This is a genomic window from Plantibacter lichenum (genome assembly GCF_050587525.1).
In the GTDB taxonomy this organism is placed as follows: domain Bacteria; phylum Actinomycetota; class Actinomycetes; order Actinomycetales; family Microbacteriaceae; genus Plantibacter.
Genome location: NZ_JBOBFT010000010.1, coordinates 12,509 through 28,845 on the forward strand (window position 1 = coordinate 12,509; position 16,337 = coordinate 28,845).

Genomic DNA, 16,337 nt, shown 5'->3' on the forward strand with positions numbered 1-16,337 from the left:
GTCCGCCGAGCTAGCCGGGTCGGCCGGGCTCCGTGTAGCCGACGACTCCGGTGAAGTCCGGCGTTCCGTCCGGCCTCGCAGGCAACGGCGTTCCGTTGACGTACCGCGGCCACTCGAGTTGCAGACCGATGCTCGGGTCGAGGCGCGGGTACGCGCTCAGTGGAACGGCGAGAGGCAGGGCCGGTGACTGGGCCGAGCGCGGCTGAGCGACGGGAGCCGGCCGCGAGAACCCGGTGCCGGCGGCCTGAGGAATCGGCGGCGCCTGGAGAGGCGGCGACGCCTGGACGAACGGCGAGACCTGCGCGGGCGGCCAGGCCGCTCCAGGCTGCGGCTGTTGCTGCTGCGTCTGCCATCCGGCGTTCTGCGGGACCGGCTGCCCGGGCGCGTACCCGGGCGCTGCACCGTGTCCCGACGCGGCACCGTACCCCGACGCAGCTTCGTATCCCGGCGCAGCCCCGTACGCCGAAGGCGCCGCGACGCGCCTCGCCTTGGGCCCGAACAGCGAATACGTGAGCGGGATCAGGATCGTGCCGAGCACATCGAGGATCGCGATGACGCCGAGCAGCCTCCAGTAGACGTCGCCGACATCGGCGCGGACGAAGATCAGTGGGATGGCGAGGCCGAGCGTCAGCAAACCGACCAGTGCGAGCGTGCAGCCCGTGACCGTGTTCATGACTGGCCCGGTGAACCGGCGCTGCGTGTTGAGCACGAGATGGACGTGCAGCAGCCCGATGCGGACGACGCCGACGAGCAGGAACCAGGAGACCGGCGACCACCACGGGTCGAACCCGCTCGGGTGCCCGGGGACCCAGATCTTCACGAGTCCGATGATGAGCAGGAAGACGGAGGTCACGACGCTCACGGCGCCGAACCACGGGGCGCGCCGCGCGGAGACGTCGGCGTCGTACCAGGAGACCAAGGAGAAGAACACGAAGAGTGCGATCGTGCCGATGAGTCGCCAGCAGAGTTCGTTGAACTCGCCGATCAGCACGGCGTACACACCGACGACGGCCGCCGCGATCAGGGCGCCGATGACGATGCGGGGAAGCAGCCTCCGCACCCAGCCGTATCGATGGTCCGGGGTCGTGTTCATGTGCACGGGAACCTCGGTCATCTGCTTCCTCTCGTCGCCACCATCGTCGGCGAGTGCGTCTCAGCACGCGCGTCCGGCGAACCTACCACCCCGTCGATGCCGATTCGAGGTCCCCGCCGCCCTGTGGACAGAACCCGAGCGACTCACTGTTGCGACGAGCGTTGCGGTTCGTCGCCGTCCCGAGGGCCGGGCTCCCCGGGCAGCAGCGGTGGCGCCGCCTCATCCGATGCCACGCCGACAGCATGGAGTTCGAGCGCCCTGGTCATCCTGACGACCGTCCACATGGCACCGATCAGCGCCGCTGCGCCGACGATCCAGGGAGCCCAGGAGAACAGGACCGGAATCGAGAACGTGATGACGGCGACCGCGACCGCCCCGAGACAGGTCACGAGGATCGGCATCACTCCGGCACTTCTGGCCCTCTGGAACGCGACGGTGTCCATCCGCCCGGTCGGCCCGTACAGCGTGCGGAGATACCGCACCCAGAGAACGAGCACTCCAACCAGCAGCACAACGGTGAGGAGGGTCTTCGCCTGCTCTTCGGTCATTGAACCAGTCTGGAGCATGGACCGACGTCCCGCCGATTCCGCGAACGGTCAGCGCATGGAACCCGTGTCGCGCAGACGCGCTACTCCGGGAGCACGACGGGACGGCGGGTGCGCTCCCAGCGCGCCATGCAGGCGAGGCCGATGACGGCGATCGCGGCGAGAGCGGCCGGGACGACGAACACGAGCGGGAGACCGATCGCGGCGACGCCGAGCCCGCCCGCCAGGCCACCGATCGCGGAACTGATCGCGGTGGAGCTGAGGAAGATCGCAGAGGCCGTCGCGACAGCGGTCGGGAGCAGACGTTGCGCCACGATGATCCCGAGCGCAGCGAACACGCCCCACACGGCGCCCATCAGGATCTGCCCGGCGAAGAGCCCTGCCACGGTGCCGCTCGTGGCGAAGCAGATGTTCGCGGCGACACCGCAGGCGGCGGCGAACGTCATGAGACGCATCATGCCGATGCGGCGACCCACGACGACCGCGAGCGGGATGAGGGCGAGTTCGACGAGCGGTTGGATGCCGATGACGGCGCCGCTGACCGCCGGCGCGAGGTGCAGTTGTTCGTTCATGTAGAGCGGAAGATACGCGTACTTGACCGACTCCCCCGCGTAGACGCAGATGTACAGTGCCGTGAAGGCGAGGAGCGGCAGCATCGCACGGAACGTCGGCGGGGCGGTCACGTGAATGGAGCCGGCCGGGGGATCCGAAGTCCCCGGGTCGTCGACCGTCGTCCGCGGCGGCGTGGTGCGGAGTCGACCGAGCGGGATGATCTGCGCGAGCGTGGCGATCGCGACGACGACGAACATGGCACGGTAGCCCGAGAATGCGGCGAGGAAGGAACCCAGCACGGGACCGATGACCCAGCCCGCGGTGAGCGCCATGCGCACGATCGCCACGACGCCGTCGTCGGAACGGGTCGGATGCGCTGCGAGCTCATCGTGCAGTGCCGCGAACAGCTGCGAGGTCGCGGCGCCCGCGAACCCCAGGACGACGAAGCTGATCACGAACGGCATCCACAGTTCGGTGGAGAATGCGATACCGATCCAGCCGAGGAACCCGGCGGTCGCGCAGATCCGGAAGAGCCCGAGGCGCTTCCCGGTTCGGTCTGATCGAGCGCCGACGAGGTACCCGGCGATGGGCGCGGTGAGGTTGGTGAGGTAGTAGAGGCCCGCGACCGTGAGCGACGCGCCCAGCTCGGTGACGAGGAACGATGCGATGAGCGGCGCCGCGGCGGAGATCCCGAGGCCGGAGAGGAAGAGTGCCACGGTCGATGCACGATAGAGCGGGTGCGCGAGCACGATCCGGACGGCGGAGGGTCTCGCGCTCGCACTCGCGTGCTCGAGCCGCGGCGCGACGCTCGGATCGATGCCGGTCTGCGGGGTCTCGGTCATGGCGCCGTCGGGATCCGTCATCAGGACAGCTTGTCACGATCATCAACAATGATCAATCAGTCATGGCTGGCGATCGCACGCTGTATCCGTGATTGCAGGTATTTCGGGGCATTCGTCGACACGACAGCGAGAGTCGACGAGTAATTCATCACCTGGGGAAACCCTTACGATCACTATTGACTTTCGTTTGATCATGTAATGTGAGTGTTTCGTCGCTCAAGACGAGAGAGAGGGGAACGAACCGATGACGAAGCACCTGCTCGTGGACTTCGGCGAAGTGATCAGCCACGCACAGCCCGCGGTCGCCGTGAGCGCGATGTCCAGCCTGGTCGGCCTGCCGCCCCGCGAGTTCCAGGAACGGTACTGGGCGGCCCGGGCTCCGTACGATCGAGGCCTGCCTGCGCAGGACTACTGGGAAGACGTCGTCGGTCGCCCCGTGCGCGGAGGGGAGCTCGTGGAGTTGCGGCGCCTCGACCTCGCGAGCTGGACGCATCTGAACTTCGCGACGATCACGGCACTGCGTCGAGCCCACCGGAACGGCGCCCACCTGACGCTGCTCTCGAACGCACCGACCGACCTCGCCGACGAGGTCGGTCGCAGCGCAGCCCTTCGGGAGATCTTCTCGCTCTTCCTCTTCAGCGCCGAACTCCGCATGGCGAAGCCGTCGACGGAGATCTTCGATGTCGCCCTGACGCTCTCCGAACAGGCGCCGGAGGACACCCTGTTCATCGACGACCGCGCAGAGAACCTCCGGGCGGCGGAAGCGCGAGGCATCCGCACGCATCACTTCACCACCGCAGCGCGCCTCGACGACGCGCTCCGCGCCATCGACTCCCGCTCCACCCGCGACGAGCGCCGAGCCCGCCGACGCTTCATCGATCGGTTCAGCTTCAGCCGTCGCGCACTCGACTCCTGAACGGCCGCGGTACCTCCGCGCACCCGCTCGACAGCAGGAGAACAGGCCGAGAGACGGATGGGATCCTGCGATCGAGTCTGCTGTGGGGCTGTTCTCCTCCTGCCGGGCGGGGAGACGTCAGCGGGAAGCGACAGCGACCATCTCGGCCATGAACGGCGCGACGACCGTCGACGAAATGATGCAGTCGAGCAGGATCACCCCTTCGGCACCTCCGTCGATCCACTCAGTGAGTGCATCCAGATCGCTCAGCGTGTGGACGGTGACCGCCTGGCCGCCGAAGGAGCGGGCAATGCCGGCGAAGTCGATCTGGTCGATGAGCATCGGTTCGGTGTTGAGACCCTTCGACCCGTACTGGTGCACCTCCGCGCCGTAGGAGGCATCGTTGAACACGACCACGATGCCGCTCCGCGCCGTCCGGATGAACGACTCGAGGTCGGGGAGCGCCATGAGGCCGCCGCCGTCCCCAGTGCAGAGCACGATCGTCGACTCCGGAACGGCGACCGCGACGCCGACCGCACTCGGGAAGCCGAGGCCGATCGACTGAAACGCGGTCCCGACCATCACGAGGCGGTCGGGCGACGGGATCCGCCAGTACGACGGCGCCCACCCGATGAAGTGCCCGCCGTCCTGCACCACCGTTCGGTCCTCGGGGAGCAGGCCGTCGAGACGCAGGGCGACGGAACGCGGGTCGAGGCGGCCGTCCCAGACGAGGCCGTCTCCGACGGTCGCCTCGATCGCGCGGCCGAGGGGCACGGCGCCGATCCGACTCCGCCACGTCGACGCCGCAGGAGGCATGTCATCGAAATGGACGAGCAGACGTTCCGCGATCGCGGCCACGTCACCGTGCAGAAATCCGGTCACGGCGGGGTGGGTCGCGGCGGCCTCGGTGTCGATCTGCAGGACGGTCGCGGCGGGGTTCAGGAGGTCGCCGAACCGCATCGTGAACTGATTGAGGCTGGCACCCGCGACGAGGACGACATCGGATTCGTGCATCACTGCCGCGGCCGCTTCGCTGCCGAAGCCTCCCGCGATGCCGAGGTCGAATCCGCTCTCACCGAAGAGACCGACGCCGAGCGCGCTCGTGGCGGTCAGGGCGCCGAGCCGCTCGGCGAGGCCGGTCAGCTCGGGCCCGGCCGAGGCGAGCCAGGCGCCACGACCGGCGATGATGAGCGGACGTTCCGCGGTCGCGAGCGCATGCGCTGCCGTGCGGAGGGCCGCGCCGTCCGCGGTCACGGGTGCAACTGCGCCGAGCACGGCGCGATCGAGCGTCGGGGCCGACGGGGTCGAGGCGGCCGACGCCCGGGGCGTGTCCGGCGCGTCCGTCGCCGCCAGGTCGTACGGGATCGCGAGAACGACCGGGATCCGGTGGGCAAGCGCGTGCTCGACGGCGCGAGCGGTCGCCTCAGCCGCATCGGCGTGCCCCACCCGGAAGGTGGGCGCCCCGACGGCCGCGGCGAGCGCGACCTGGTCGACGTCCCAGCCCCGCTGCCCCGTCGTCGGTACGTCGCCGACCACGAGGACGAGTGGGATGCGCGCCCGCACGGACTCCGCGAGCGCCGTCACCGTGTTCGTGAAGCCGGCCCCGTAGGTCGTCGTGCCGATCGCGAGCTCGCCGCACGCACGGTAGTAGCCGTCGGCTGCAGCGACCGCGCCAGTCTCGTGCCGGACCGCCGTGAACGTCACGCGGGTGTCGAGGAGGGCGTCGAGGAAGTGCGCGTTGCCGTTGCCCATGACCCCGAACGCGCGGGAGACGTGGGGCGCGAGGGCCTGGGCGACGTGAGCGGAGAGGGAGGTCATGATGTCCTGTTCGTGGCGAGGAGGAGGGCGACGCTCGTGCGGAGCTGGGGCGCGCGTGGCCAATCCCGAGCTGGCAGGATGCAAATATGCATTCACTGGGGACACATGCACAAGCGATACAATTTCACTGAGCATTGTGCTCAATCTATTGATGATTCGAGGGCAGAATGCCACGTGAAGGAACCGTCGACACGACCGACGCGAAAATCCTGCTGGAACTCGACCGGAATCCGGACGCGACGATCCTCGCCCTGTCGAGGTCGCTCGGCATCGCCAGGAATACCGTCCACGCCCGCATCCGACGACTCACCGACAACGGTGTCATCGGCGACTTCAGCCGCCGCGTCGACCCGGCGGCGATCGGCTACGGCCTCGTGGCCTTCGTCCAGATCTCCCTCGCCCAGAACTCCGGCGAGGAGGCCATCGCTGGCCTCGGCGGCATCCCGGAGGTCATCGAGATGCACTCGATCACGGGCGACGCGGACCTGCTCGCGAAGGTCGTGGCGCGCAACACCCTCGACCTGCATCGGCTGACGGGCGATATCCTCGGCATCGACGGCGTCACACGCACGAGTACGGCGATCTCCCTCACGGAGGTCCTGCCCATGCGGCTCGACGCGCTCCTCGGCGTCCTCGTCGGCTCGTCGGCGGGATCTCCCGTCACCGACTGACGGCAACGCCCAGAGGCGCTCCCTCGTGCTCAATGGCCCTACTCCTGTTCACAACTCAGGACGGGTGCGGCGTGTCGGCCGCGCGCGGCGGCGTGTCGGCCGCGACACGCCGAAACGCTCCTGAGTTGTGAACACACACCCGCCGGCGCAGCCCTTCGACAGGCTCAGCGATCAGGCTCAGCGGGCCGACGCGGCAGCCGTCAGCCCGCAGCGACGGGCGTCGCGACAGGGAAGGTCCACGATCCGTCGAGGATCTCGGCGCGCGGGCGGTAGAGCCTCACGACGTAACTCCAGCCATCAGGGATCGGGATCGTGTTCGGGGCGTCACCGGCGCCGAAGCGCACAACGACCGAGCCGTCGGGTTCGGTCGCGGCGGTGATGCTGTTGACCGTGTAGGCGTCGCGATCGTTCAGCTCGAAGAAGCCTTGCGCGTTGTAGACCGACACGGACCAGAAGCCGTCGACCGGCACGTCACGGACGACGAGTTCGTAGGAATCGGCGTCGCCGGCCGTCGAGCCGCCGAGATACGTCGCCTCCTCCCTCGGCAGTCCGCCCCACCCGGCCGCGGTGCCGAGCAGGTGACGGATCGGATCGACCTCGTCAGCGCGTCCGAATGCGCGGTCGTAGTTCGAGAGACCGCCCGCCAGCGCGAGGACGCCCTCACGCGTCGCCGTGAAACTCGCCTCGTCGTAGTCCGGCATCTCGAAGGTTCGCGCCGACGCGGCCTCGAGGAGGTAGCCGTCCTGGATCGCGGCGACCGCTGCGAGGTCGGCCGGATCGGTCGGATCGACGAGCGTGCGCACCGCGACGGCGACGTACGGGGTCCCGTGCTCCTGCATCGTGAGCGGGTACTCGCCGGGTTCGTGGAGGATCGCGTTCACGTAGTGGTCCTCGTTGACGATCATCGCGGACACGTAGCGGTCGCCGTGGTCCGGGATCGTGAGGCTGGCACCCTGCGAGACGTCGACGATCGCGATGCTGTAGAGCGTGTCCCGGTTCATCCGGATGACGGTCTGCTTGTCGATGGCAGCCGGCTCACGGCTGTGGAGGAATCGGTTCACCCCGCCGGCGTCGCGTTGCAGATCGGCGAACATCCGATCGGTCTCGGCACGGACGAAATTGTCGGTGTTCACGTGAATGGCCACATGTGCAGTCTGGCATGCGGAGTCGGCCGGGGCCAGAGTTCGGCGCGGTCCGGCTCGGACCTGACGGTCACCCGTTGCCTTTGATCCCGCCCGGCATCCGCGGACGTACGCGGCTACCCTGGACACCATGACGACATCCCTCAGCACCCTGGCCGACGAACTCGCGACCCGCCGACTCATCGCATCCCCCGAGGTCGAGGACACCTTCGTGTACGGCCTCGCGCGCTTCGCCGCGGTCGACGCGGACGTCATGCTCAACGTCGATCCCGAGCTCGAGGAGAACCCGGACCTCGACCCGGTCGAACTCATCGGCACGGTCGAGCGGGTCCTCGCGCTTCCGCCGACCGACTGGAGCGCCCTCATCGAGCGCATCGCGACCGAGGTCGAAGAGGCCGTCGGGTCCGAGCCCGTCGACGAGACCACCGACCTCCGTGAGGACCTGACCCTGATGTCGGTCGTCGTCTTCGTCGATGCCGTCCTGCTCTCCTTCGATGCACCGAAGCAGTTCCCGGACAGTGTGATCCGCGTGCAGCTCGACGACGACCTCGCCTTCGACGACCTGGAGATCGACGAACGCGACGACGACGACACCGAGACGATCACCTTCGAGAGCGTCGAGGAGCTCATGAAGCACCTGTCGTCCTAGTCCGTGCGTCGTGAGGCAATCGCCTCGTCGTGCCTCCGAGCAGCCCTGAGAACCGGTTCACAGCACCCAGACGGCACCTATCAGACACTTGTCGTGCACCAGAGGCGATGTCTGCGGTCGGCGGTAGAGTCGGCAGAAGAACGGTTCGACGATGAGGAGGCACGATGATCTCGACGAAGAATGCTCTCGTACTGGCAGGCGGCGGCGTGGCGGGAATCGCCTGGGAAACGGGTTTCCTGCTGGGTCTGCAGGACGAAGCGCCTGACATCGCAGCCCAGCTCCTCGCACCCTCGACAACGCTGATCGGCACCTCGGCCGGGTCCACCGTGGCCGCGCAGATCGCCACGGGGAACGATCTGCAGGCCTTGTTCGACACGCAGGTCGGCCCGACGACGGCCGAGGTGAGCGCCACGATCGACCTGGCCCAGTTCGGCGCCGTCATGGCCGAAGCGATGCAGGGCGCCAGCTCGCCCGAGCAGGTGCGTCAGCGGATCGGCGCCGTGGCGCTTCAGGCGGAGACTCCCCCGGTGTCGGTGCGACGCGCGGTCATCGAAGCACGATTGACGCAGGACGAATGGCCCGAGTGGCCGCTCCTCATCACCGCGGTCGACACGGGCACCGGCGAGGCGCGCGTGTTCGACAGAACCTCCAGAACGAACCTCGTGGACGTCGTCTCCGCGAGTTGCGCCGTTCCGGGCGTCTGGCCGCCCGTCGAGATCGACGGTCGCGTCTACATGGACGGCGGCATCAGGTCTCTCGCCAACGCCGATCTCGCCGAAGGAGCCGAGCGTGTTCTCGTCCTCGTACCGTCTGCACCGGAGTCGCCGCTCGGCCAGGCCGTTCCCGAAGCGCAGCTGGACGCTCTGCACGACGCCCGGGTGCACATCGTCTTTGCGGACGCCGCTTCGTTGGAGGCGATGGGCGCCAACGCACTCGACCCCGAGTCGCGTGTTCCGTCCGCGAAGGCCGGTCGAGAGCAGGGTCGCCGTCAGGCGGCGGGGTTCGCCACCTTCTGGACGGAGTGACGTTCGGACCGCTCATTCAGTCGGGCCGGCTCGGCTCCGTCCTCGGTCACCGCGACCGTGATCCGACAGACTGATCGGATGGAAAGCCTTCACCCCATCGAGACGACGACGGAAACGATGCCGAAATCACGCTCCGACATCCTGCCGACACTCCCGCTCCGCCGTGCTACTCCGCAGGACGCATCGGCGGTCCTTCACCTGTTCGACGAGGCCATCGCGTGGTTCGTTCGGATCGGGAACACGGAGCAGTGGGGCACGGCGCCGGCATCGGGCCAGGAGAAGTGGACGACGCGCGTGGCCGACTGGTGCGCGGCACAGGACACCTGGGTGGTCGAGCACCCCGAGGCCGGCGTCTGTGGCGCGCTCGTACTGGGCGATCCCGTCGCGTACGTTCCCGCCGCCACCGAGCCCGAGCTGTACGTGAACGTGCTGATCGGCTCCCGGGATCCTCGCGCGAAGGGGGTCGGTCGTCGCCTCCTCGCGTTCACCGACGAGCGGGCCAACGCTCTCGGCGTCGAGCTGATCCGGGTGGACTGCTACGCCGGGGGCTCGGGCGACCTCGTGCGCTTCTACGAGTCCTGCGGGTACACGCGAACGGAGGCGTTCACGGTCGGCGACGCCCCCAACGAGTGGCCCGGCCAGGTCCTCGAACGCAGGTTGGGATAGCCGCGGTCCTCGGCCGTTCGGTGCGCAGTTGTTGCGAGTCATCGGTGCCCGCACCCACACGAACTGCGCACTGAACTCGTCACCAACCGACTACTCCGCGGGGATCTCCGCCTCGAGTTTCTCCTGTAGGAGCGCCCGCAGGACGTGCTGGCCACCGACCAGCACCCCGTTCTCGGCGATGCGACTCGACACGACGAGCGGAGCGAGAGGAGCGAGAGGAGCGAGAGGAATAGTCTGCGCGCTCGGTCGATTCTGATCGCTCGAACCGGGCGGATCATTCGCGCGAGGCGGATCACTCGCGCCGGCCGCACGGATCCGCTCGGCGACGAGCTCGGCGAGCGCATCACCACCGGCACGACCGGTCGGTCCGCCGAGCACGACCATCGCCGGGTCCAGCACCGCCTGCACCGGTTCGAGAGCCAACACGATGCGGTCGGCCAACACGTTCAGCACGTCTGGTCGCTGCGAGATCGTGACGACACCGGCCTCGTAGTCGCCGTCGTCATCGAGGCCGAGCAGATCGACGACCGCCACCCCGCCGAGGAGGTCCGTCAGGTCGACCTCGTCCGGGCGCCCGATGTCAGCAGAGACGGGCAGGTAGCCGATCTCGCCCGCACTCCCGTTGGAGCCCCGGTGGATCTCCCCGCGAAGATCGATCCCGACACCGATGCCGAAGCCCAGCCAGAGCAGCACGAAGCTGCTCGGCTCCACCCCAGCACCGGCGACGCGTTCCGCGACCGTCGCCAGGTTCACATCGTTCTCGAGCACGACGTCGATGCCGAGCGCCCCGCTGATCCGGTTCCGCGCGCCGCGCTCCGGCCACCCGGGGAGCCCGCTCGTCAGGGAGAGCGCATCGGTGTCATCGGCCACCGCGGCTTGCACCCCGACGACGACCGAGCGAACCGCGGCGGCCTCAGCGTCCGCCGCAGCACACGCGGCCTCGATCGCATCGCGCACGATCTCCTCCGGAGCGCGGTCGTCGCGCCCCCGATCATGCGTCGCGACCGGGTGCCGTCCGCCCGCGACATCGACGAGGACGGCATCGACCCGCTCCGCCGTCACGCTGATGGCGACGCCTGTCAGCCAGTCCGCCCGCACCCTGTAGCTCTCGGCGCTCGGCCCGCGAGTGTTCTGCACCATGCCGTCGAGCGTGATCAACCCGGCCCGCTGCAGCCGTTCGAGCATCTGGGTCGCCGTCGGCTTGGTGACCCCGGTGAGACGGCCGAGCTGCGACCGGGTGAGCGGTCCCTGCTCGATGAGCATCCGCAAGGCCGTCCGATCGTTGCGGGCACGGAGCCAGGCGGTCGTGCCACCCTCGTACGACGTCACCACGTGTGGACTCCAAACTCGCTGCCTCTCATCGTAGACAACGGTGGACGGTTCCGAGGTCGTCGGTGTTCGATGGGACAAATAACTAGAAAGATCTTTTCTATAAAGGTCGTTTCGAGTTACGATACGCGGGCCGGCACAGGGCCGTGTGATCTACTCGTCATCGGGAGCAATGGACCCGGGTTAGGACCATTCATGAGAGTTCGAATCGGATTGACAGCGGTGTTCGCCGCAGCGATCTTGGCAGTGGGAGTCGTTCAGCCGGCCAGCGCGGCATCGTCCGCCAGCCTCGACACCCCGTCGAAAAAGGAGATCGCGATGGAGCTCGTCTCCAGCGCAGAGAACTCCTCGCTGAATTGGAAGGCGCAGTACGCCTACATCGAGGATATCGGCGACGACCGCGGATACACGGGCGGCATCATCGGATTCACGAGCGGAACGGGCGACATGCTCGAACTCGTCCAGGCGTACACGAACACCAAGCCGGGCAACGTCCTGGCGAAGTACATCCCCGCCCTGAAGAAGGTCAACGGGAGCGCATCGCACACCGGCCTCGGCAACGCGTTCGTCGCCGACTGGAAGACCGCGGCGAAGGACTCGGTCTTCAAGGCGACCCAGGACAGCGAACGCGACCGGGTCTACTTCAACCCGGCCGTCGCCCAGGCGAAGGCCGACGGGCTGCGCACGCTCGGCCAGTTCATCTACTACGACGCCATCGTCATGCACGGCCCGGGCACGGATCGGTCGAGCTTCGGCGGCATCCGGGCAGCGGCTCTTGCGAAGGCCAAGTCCCCGGCGCAGGGCGGCAACGAGACCGCCTACCTCAACGCGTTCCTCGATGTGCGCACCATCATCATGAAGGAAGAGGACGCGCACGATGACACGAGCCGCATCGACACGGAGCAGCGCACCTTCCTGAAAGCGGGCAACCTCGATCTGAACGTGCCGCTGCGGTGGAAGACCTACGGCGACTCGTACGAGATCCTGACCGAGCCGAAGTAGCCTCCGCCTCAGCGAGCACGTGTTCGCTGCGCAGTTCGTGTGGGTCGTTCGCGTGAGGACCCACACGAACCGCGCAGTGAGCCGGCCGGGGAGCTACCCGAGGTACGACATGACGTGCTTGATGCGCGTGTAGTCCTCGAACCCGTAGGCGGACAGGTCCTTGCCGTAGCCGGAGTGCTTGAACCCGCCGTGCGGCATCTCCGCCGTGATCGGCAGGTGCGTGTTGATCCAGACGACACCGAAGTCCAGGCGTGACGCGAGTCGCATCGCTCGACCGTGGTCCGCCGTCCACACCGATGACGCGAGCCCGTACTGCACGTCGTTCGACCAGCGGAGCGCTTCGGCCTCGTCGCCGAACCGCTGCACGGTCACCACCGGCCCGAACACCTCGTTCTGCACGATCTCGTCGTCCTGGCGAAGGCCTGTGACGATCGTCGCCTCGTGGAAGTAGCCGACGGTCCCCTGGCGCTTGCCGCCGAGGACGATCTCCGCGTGATCGGGGAGTCGATCGAGGAAGCCTTCGACCTGCGCGAGCTGGTTCGCGTTGTTGACGGGGCCGAAGAGGATGCCGGACTCGTCCGGCGCCCCTGCTGTCGCGTGCACCTTCGCGTACTCGACGAGCGCGGCGACGAACTCGTCGTGGACGCCGTCCTGGACCAGGATGCGCGTTGCCGCAGTGCAGTCCTGACCGGCGTTGAAGAACGCCGCGAACGTGATCTGCTCCACGGCGTGCGCGATGTCGACGTCGTCGAACACGACGACCGGCGCCTTGCCGCCGAGCTCCAGGTGCACGCGCTTGAGGTCCTTCGCGGCATCGCCCGCCACCTGCATGCCCGCGCGCACGGACCCCGTGATCGAGATCATCTGCGGTGTGGGGTGATCGACCATCGCGCGTCCCGTGGTGCGGTCGCCCGCGATGACGTTGACGACGCCGGGCGGAAGGAACTCGGCGCAGATCTCCGCGAGGAGGAGCGTCGAGAGCGGCGTCGTGTCGCTCGGCTTCAGGACGGTCGTGTTGCCCGCCGCGACCGCGGGCGCGAACTTCCACACCGCCATGTTGAGGGGATAGTTCCACGGCGTGACCTGGCCGACGACGCCGATCGGCTCTCGGCGCACGAAGGAGGTGTGCCCGGCGAGGTATTCACCGCCGGACTTGCCCTCGAGATTGCGGGCGGCGCCGGCGAAGAAGCGGATCTGATCGACCGAGGCGTCGATCTCATCGGCGACGAGCGTGCGGCGCGGTTTCCCGGTGTCCTGCGCTTCGAGATCGGCGAACTCGTCCGCGCGGCGCTCCATCTCATCGGCGATGCGGAACAGCGCGAGCTGTCGCTCGGACGGAGTGCTCCGCCCCCACTGTTCGAACGCCCGCTCCGCCGCGCCGAATGCGAGGTCGACGTCGTGCGCGGTGGAGACGGGCGAGGTGCCGTAGACCTCCTCCGTCGCCGGGTCGATGAGATCGAACCGTTCGTTGGCGTCGCTCGCCACGAGCCGGCCGCCGATGAAGTTTTTGAGATGACGCATGGCTGGGTTCCCTTCGGACATCGAGTGGGGCACCTTCACCCTCCCAGCCCGCCGGGCCGCCGGGCCGCCTGGCCGCCTGGCCGCCTGGCCGCCTGGCCGTCGGGAAGGAGCAGAACGTCCGGTCATCCTCGCACGTCGGGGGGGGAGTGTTCTCGATGGCCGCAATCGCGTCGCGCATCCGCCGAGGTGAGGCTTCCGGTTGTCCCCGAGGCTTCAGAACAACCGGAAGCCTCACCTCGGCAGCTCGGCAGCTCGGCACCTCGGCAGCTCGGCACCTCGGCACCTCGGCAGCTCGGCACCTCGGTGGGGACGGGATGCTGCGGCACGTCAGGAGGCGAAGCTGACGGTACTGTCGTCGTCGACGCCCCAGCCCGGGTTGTGCGCGATCTCGGGGGTGGCGAGGGTGAGGACATGCACTCGTTGCTCCATGGCGCCAGTGTGCCACGGGCCGCCGCCGACGCGCGATGGCAAGGAAAGGCGGGATCTGACTACTCGCCGCGCGACGCAGACGCATCGGTCGGCAGGATTTCGACGAGGAGCGCTTCGACGCGCGCCTTGATCTCATCTCGGATCGGCCGCACGGATTCGAGGTCCTGCCCGGCAGGATCCTCCAACGCCCAGTCCTCATATCGCTTGCCCGGGAAGATCGGACACGCATCACCACACCCCATCGTGATCACGACATCGGAATCCCGCACCGCCTCCGTCGTCAACACCTTCGGGATGTTGTTCGCGATGTCGATGCCCACCTCCGCCATCGCAGCGACCGCGACCGGATTGATCTCGTGCTTCGGCTCACTCCCCGCTGACAGGACCTCGACACGATCCCCGGCGAGCGCGGCAAGAAACCCCGCAGCCATCTGGGAACGACCGGCATTGTGGACGCAGACGAAGAGCACGGACGGTTTCTCGGACATACGACGATTGTCCTCCGGCTATGGTTCCCCGGCCACCGTTCCGGGCTCACGGTTCCTCATCCCGAGTCTCGCGATCATGTCAGCCGTGGGCGAGGACCTGCAGGCCGATGACGATCGCTCCGAGGACGACGAGCATCGCGAGGGCGACGAGCTGCTTCCACGCCGCCATCTTGGCGCGGCGCACGGCGAACCAGCCCACGAGGCCGAGGGTCACCAGATAGACGATCGATGAAGCGCGGAGCGCCGCGTGCAGGCTCATCACGTCGGCCCAGGCGAGGGCCAGGAGGATCGCCGGTGTGCCGACCGTCGCGAGCGCTCCGCCCGCGACACGGAACATCATGCGCCAGGAGGATGCATCGGGGAACGCACCATGGGCGGCGAGGTGGGCGATGATGTCCGACACGAGACCGGCGATCGTGATCCCGACCACACCGATCACGAGGGTGAAGAGCGCGTCCGACGCCGAATGGTAGTCGGCGGCGTTCGCGAGCACGAGGACGATCGCGAGGCCGGTGAAGCTCGCGTACACCCGTTCCTTCAAGTACTGCGCGACGCCTTGCACATCGCCCGGTTCGAAGCCCTCGCGTTCGAATCCGTCACGTCTGGATCGTCGTCTGCTCGCGTCTCGTGCCACGAAAGCACCCTAGCTCGTCCTGCCCATTCCTCCGCTCGCCCCCCACCCGCCGAGGTGAGGCTTCCGGTCGTCCTCGAGCCCCGCGAACGACCGGAAGCCTCACCTCGGCGTCAGGGGCAGGCAGGAGGCGTCGGAGGAGGGCAGGAGCGGAACCAATACGATCGAAGGGAGCACCGACGCAGGGCGACCGAGCACACGGACCGGGGAGACCATGACGGATCACACATCGCAACGCACGACCGACGGCAGCGCGGGAGACGCCGACTACGGAACGATCGGAAGCGGCTACGTCTCGTACCGCCAGCCGGATCCACGGATCTTCGCGGCGATCATCGATGCGTTCGGGGGCGCTCGAACGATCGTGAACGTGGGCGCCGGAGCCGGGTCCTACGAACCGACCGATCGCGAGGTCACGCCCGTCGAACCCAGTGCGTCGATGCGCGCACAGCGCCCGGAGTCACTCGCGACCGCGATCGACGCGACCGCTGAGGCGCTGCCGTTCGCGGATGACGCGTTCGACGCCGCGCTGGCCTCGTTCACGGTTCACCAGTGGACCGATCTGCGCGCCGGATTGCGGGAGATCCGACGGGTGACGACCGGCCCCGTCGTCGTCCTGACGTGCGACCCGTCCGCGCTCGACCGATTCTGGCTCGCCGACTACGCGCCCGAGGTCATCGCGACGGAAGCGAGCAGATACCCCGCACTCGATGCGATCGCCGAAGCCCTCGGCGGAACCGTCGAGATCGCCTCGGTCCCCATCCCGCCGGACTGCACCGACGGGTTCAGCGAGGCTTACTACGGCCGACCCGAACGGCTGCTGGAGCCCGGCGCCCGACTGGCGAACTCGGCCTGGAGCTTCGTCGACCGCTCCGTCGAGGACCGGTTCGTGGCGCGACTCGGGGAGGACCTGGCGTCAGGCGCCTGGGACGAACGGCACGGCACGCTTCGGCAACTCCCCGCGTTCGAGGGCTCGCTGCGCCTCATCGTCTCGCGCCCCTGAGCACAACACCCGCCGGTCCGGACCGCCTGAAACGAG

At 68.1% G+C, this 16,337-nt stretch carries 16 protein-coding genes; 7 read left to right on the forward strand and 9 right to left on the reverse strand.

What is annotated here, in order from left to right; all coding sequences use genetic code 11:
- Positions 1–10 precede the first annotated feature (10 nt).
- The 3 genes from ACQ3HB_RS14075 to ACQ3HB_RS14085 all read right to left on the reverse strand — a co-directional run bounded on the left by ACQ3HB_RS14075 (position 11) and on the right by ACQ3HB_RS14085 (position 3,053).
- The gene (locus tag ACQ3HB_RS14075; RefSeq protein ID WP_430920700.1) at positions 11–1,114 is read right to left on the reverse strand and encodes a hypothetical protein; all 1,104 of its coding nucleotides are present in this window, start codon (positions 1,112–1,114) and stop codon (positions 11–13) included.
- Between the two features lie 122 nt (positions 1,115–1,236).
- Positions 1,237–1,641, reverse strand: coding sequence for a hypothetical protein (locus tag ACQ3HB_RS14080; RefSeq protein ID WP_430920701.1), 405 nt, complete (start codon positions 1,639–1,641; stop codon positions 1,237–1,239).
- A gap of 80 nt (positions 1,642–1,721) precedes the next feature.
- Complete coding sequence (locus ACQ3HB_RS14085; protein WP_430920702.1) at positions 1,722–3,053, reverse strand: MFS transporter; 1,332 nt, start codon at positions 3,051–3,053, stop codon at positions 1,722–1,724.
- Between the two features lie 223 nt (positions 3,054–3,276).
- Here ACQ3HB_RS14085 and ACQ3HB_RS14090 point away from each other — a divergent pair, with 223 nt between their 5' ends.
- Positions 3,277–3,948 carry an HAD-IA family hydrolase gene (locus tag ACQ3HB_RS14090; RefSeq protein ID WP_430920703.1) on the forward strand — a complete coding sequence of 224 codons (672 nt, stop codon included), beginning with the start codon at positions 3,277–3,279 and terminating at the stop codon, positions 3,946–3,948.
- A gap of 117 nt (positions 3,949–4,065) precedes the next feature.
- Here ACQ3HB_RS14090 and ACQ3HB_RS14095 read toward each other — a convergent pair whose 3' ends face one another.
- Complete coding sequence (locus ACQ3HB_RS14095) at positions 4,066–5,745, reverse strand: thiamine pyrophosphate-binding protein (RefSeq protein WP_430920704.1); 1,680 nt, start codon at positions 5,743–5,745, stop codon at positions 4,066–4,068.
- A gap of 167 nt (positions 5,746–5,912) precedes the next feature.
- On the opposite strand from ACQ3HB_RS14095, the gene ACQ3HB_RS14100 reads away from it, so the two are divergent.
- The gene (locus tag ACQ3HB_RS14100; protein WP_430920705.1) at positions 5,913–6,416 is read left to right on the forward strand and encodes an Lrp/AsnC family transcriptional regulator; all 504 of its coding nucleotides are present in this window, start codon (positions 5,913–5,915) and stop codon (positions 6,414–6,416) included.
- 200 nt (positions 6,417–6,616) lie between these two features.
- On the opposite strand, the gene ACQ3HB_RS14105 is transcribed toward ACQ3HB_RS14100, so the two are convergent.
- Positions 6,617–7,561 (reverse strand): DUF1254 domain-containing protein, encoded by a 945-nt coding sequence (locus tag ACQ3HB_RS14105; RefSeq protein WP_430920706.1) that lies wholly within the window; start codon positions 7,559–7,561, stop codon positions 6,617–6,619.
- 127 nt (positions 7,562–7,688) lie between these two features.
- Between ACQ3HB_RS14105 and ACQ3HB_RS14110 the strand changes: the two genes are divergently transcribed.
- From ACQ3HB_RS14110 to ACQ3HB_RS14120, 3 genes are all read left to right on the forward strand, one after another.
- Positions 7,689–8,207 (forward strand): cytochrome C5, encoded by a 519-nt coding sequence (locus ACQ3HB_RS14110; protein WP_430920707.1) that lies wholly within the window; start codon positions 7,689–7,691, stop codon positions 8,205–8,207.
- A gap of 164 nt (positions 8,208–8,371) precedes the next feature.
- Positions 8,372–9,232 (forward strand): patatin-like phospholipase family protein, encoded by an 861-nt coding sequence (locus ACQ3HB_RS14115; protein ID WP_430920708.1) that lies wholly within the window; start codon positions 8,372–8,374, stop codon positions 9,230–9,232.
- 78 nt (positions 9,233–9,310) lie between these two features.
- Positions 9,311–9,898 carry a GNAT family N-acetyltransferase gene (locus ACQ3HB_RS14120; protein WP_430920709.1) on the forward strand — a complete coding sequence of 196 codons (588 nt, stop codon included), beginning with the start codon at positions 9,311–9,313 and terminating at the stop codon, positions 9,896–9,898.
- A gap of 90 nt (positions 9,899–9,988) precedes the next feature.
- On the opposite strand, the gene ACQ3HB_RS14125 is transcribed toward ACQ3HB_RS14120, so the two are convergent.
- Entirely contained in the window at positions 9,989–11,230 is a 1,242-nt protein-coding gene (locus ACQ3HB_RS14125) for an ROK family protein (protein WP_430920710.1), read from the reverse strand.
- 315 nt (positions 11,231–11,545) lie between these two features.
- Here ACQ3HB_RS14125 and ACQ3HB_RS14130 point away from each other — a divergent pair, with 315 nt between their 5' ends.
- Complete coding sequence (locus ACQ3HB_RS14130) at positions 11,546–12,229, forward strand: chitosanase (protein WP_430920711.1); 684 nt, start codon at positions 11,546–11,548, stop codon at positions 12,227–12,229.
- A 93-nt stretch (positions 12,230–12,322) separates the two neighbouring features.
- Here the strand turns inward: ACQ3HB_RS14130 and ACQ3HB_RS14135 are convergent, their stop codons facing one another.
- The 3 genes from ACQ3HB_RS14135 to ACQ3HB_RS14145 form a co-directional block, all read right to left on the reverse strand.
- On the reverse strand, positions 12,323–13,750 hold the full coding sequence (locus ACQ3HB_RS14135) for a gamma-aminobutyraldehyde dehydrogenase (RefSeq protein ID WP_430920712.1): 1,428 nt from the start codon (positions 13,748–13,750) through the stop codon (positions 12,323–12,325).
- Between the two features lie 488 nt (positions 13,751–14,238).
- Positions 14,239–14,667, reverse strand: coding sequence for an arsenate reductase ArsC (locus ACQ3HB_RS14140; RefSeq protein ID WP_430920713.1), 429 nt, complete (start codon positions 14,665–14,667; stop codon positions 14,239–14,241).
- Positions 14,668–14,746: 79 nt separating this feature from the next.
- Entirely contained in the window at positions 14,747–15,301 is a 555-nt protein-coding gene (locus ACQ3HB_RS14145) for a hypothetical protein (RefSeq protein ID WP_430920714.1), read from the reverse strand.
- A gap of 211 nt (positions 15,302–15,512) precedes the next feature.
- Here ACQ3HB_RS14145 and ACQ3HB_RS14150 point away from each other — a divergent pair, with 211 nt between their 5' ends.
- Positions 15,513–16,301, forward strand: coding sequence for a methyltransferase domain-containing protein (locus ACQ3HB_RS14150; protein WP_430920715.1), 789 nt, complete (start codon positions 15,513–15,515; stop codon positions 16,299–16,301).
- Positions 16,302–16,337: the final 36 nt, after the last annotated feature.

Bases quoted from the DNA above. Each gene is read 5' to 3' on its own strand.
- ACQ3HB_RS14120 (WP_430920709.1), top strand. From the start codon at position 9,311: ATGGAAAGCCTTCACCCCATCGAGACGACGACGGAAACGATGCCGAAA.
- ACQ3HB_RS14100 (WP_430920705.1), top strand. From the start codon at position 5,913: ATGCCACGTGAAGGAACCGTCGACACGACCGACGCGAAAATCCTGCTG.
- ACQ3HB_RS14095 (WP_430920704.1), bottom strand. From the start codon at position 5,745: ATGACCTCCCTCTCCGCTCACGTCGCCCAGGCCCTCGCGCCCCACGTC.
- ACQ3HB_RS14080 (WP_430920701.1), bottom strand. From the start codon at position 1,641: ATGACCGAAGAGCAGGCGAAGACCCTCCTCACCGTTGTGCTGCTGGTT.
- ACQ3HB_RS14110 (WP_430920707.1), top strand. From the start codon at position 7,689: ATGACGACATCCCTCAGCACCCTGGCCGACGAACTCGCGACCCGCCGA.
- ACQ3HB_RS14135 (WP_430920712.1), bottom strand. From the start codon at position 13,750: ATGCGTCATCTCAAAAACTTCATCGGCGGCCGGCTCGTGGCGAGCGAC.
- ACQ3HB_RS14090 (WP_430920703.1), top strand. From the start codon at position 3,277: ATGACGAAGCACCTGCTCGTGGACTTCGGCGAAGTGATCAGCCACGCA.
- ACQ3HB_RS14115 (WP_430920708.1), top strand. From the start codon at position 8,372: ATGATCTCGACGAAGAATGCTCTCGTACTGGCAGGCGGCGGCGTGGCG.
- ACQ3HB_RS14130 (WP_430920711.1), top strand. From the start codon at position 11,546: ATGGAGCTCGTCTCCAGCGCAGAGAACTCCTCGCTGAATTGGAAGGCG.
- ACQ3HB_RS14085 (WP_430920702.1), bottom strand. From the start codon at position 3,053: ATGACGGATCCCGACGGCGCCATGACCGAGACCCCGCAGACCGGCATC.
- ACQ3HB_RS14075 (WP_430920700.1), bottom strand. From the start codon at position 1,114: ATGACCGAGGTTCCCGTGCACATGAACACGACCCCGGACCATCGATAC.
- ACQ3HB_RS14150 (WP_430920715.1), top strand. From the start codon at position 15,513: ATGACGGATCACACATCGCAACGCACGACCGACGGCAGCGCGGGAGAC.
- ACQ3HB_RS14140 (WP_430920713.1), bottom strand. From the start codon at position 14,667: ATGTCCGAGAAACCGTCCGTGCTCTTCGTCTGCGTCCACAATGCCGGT.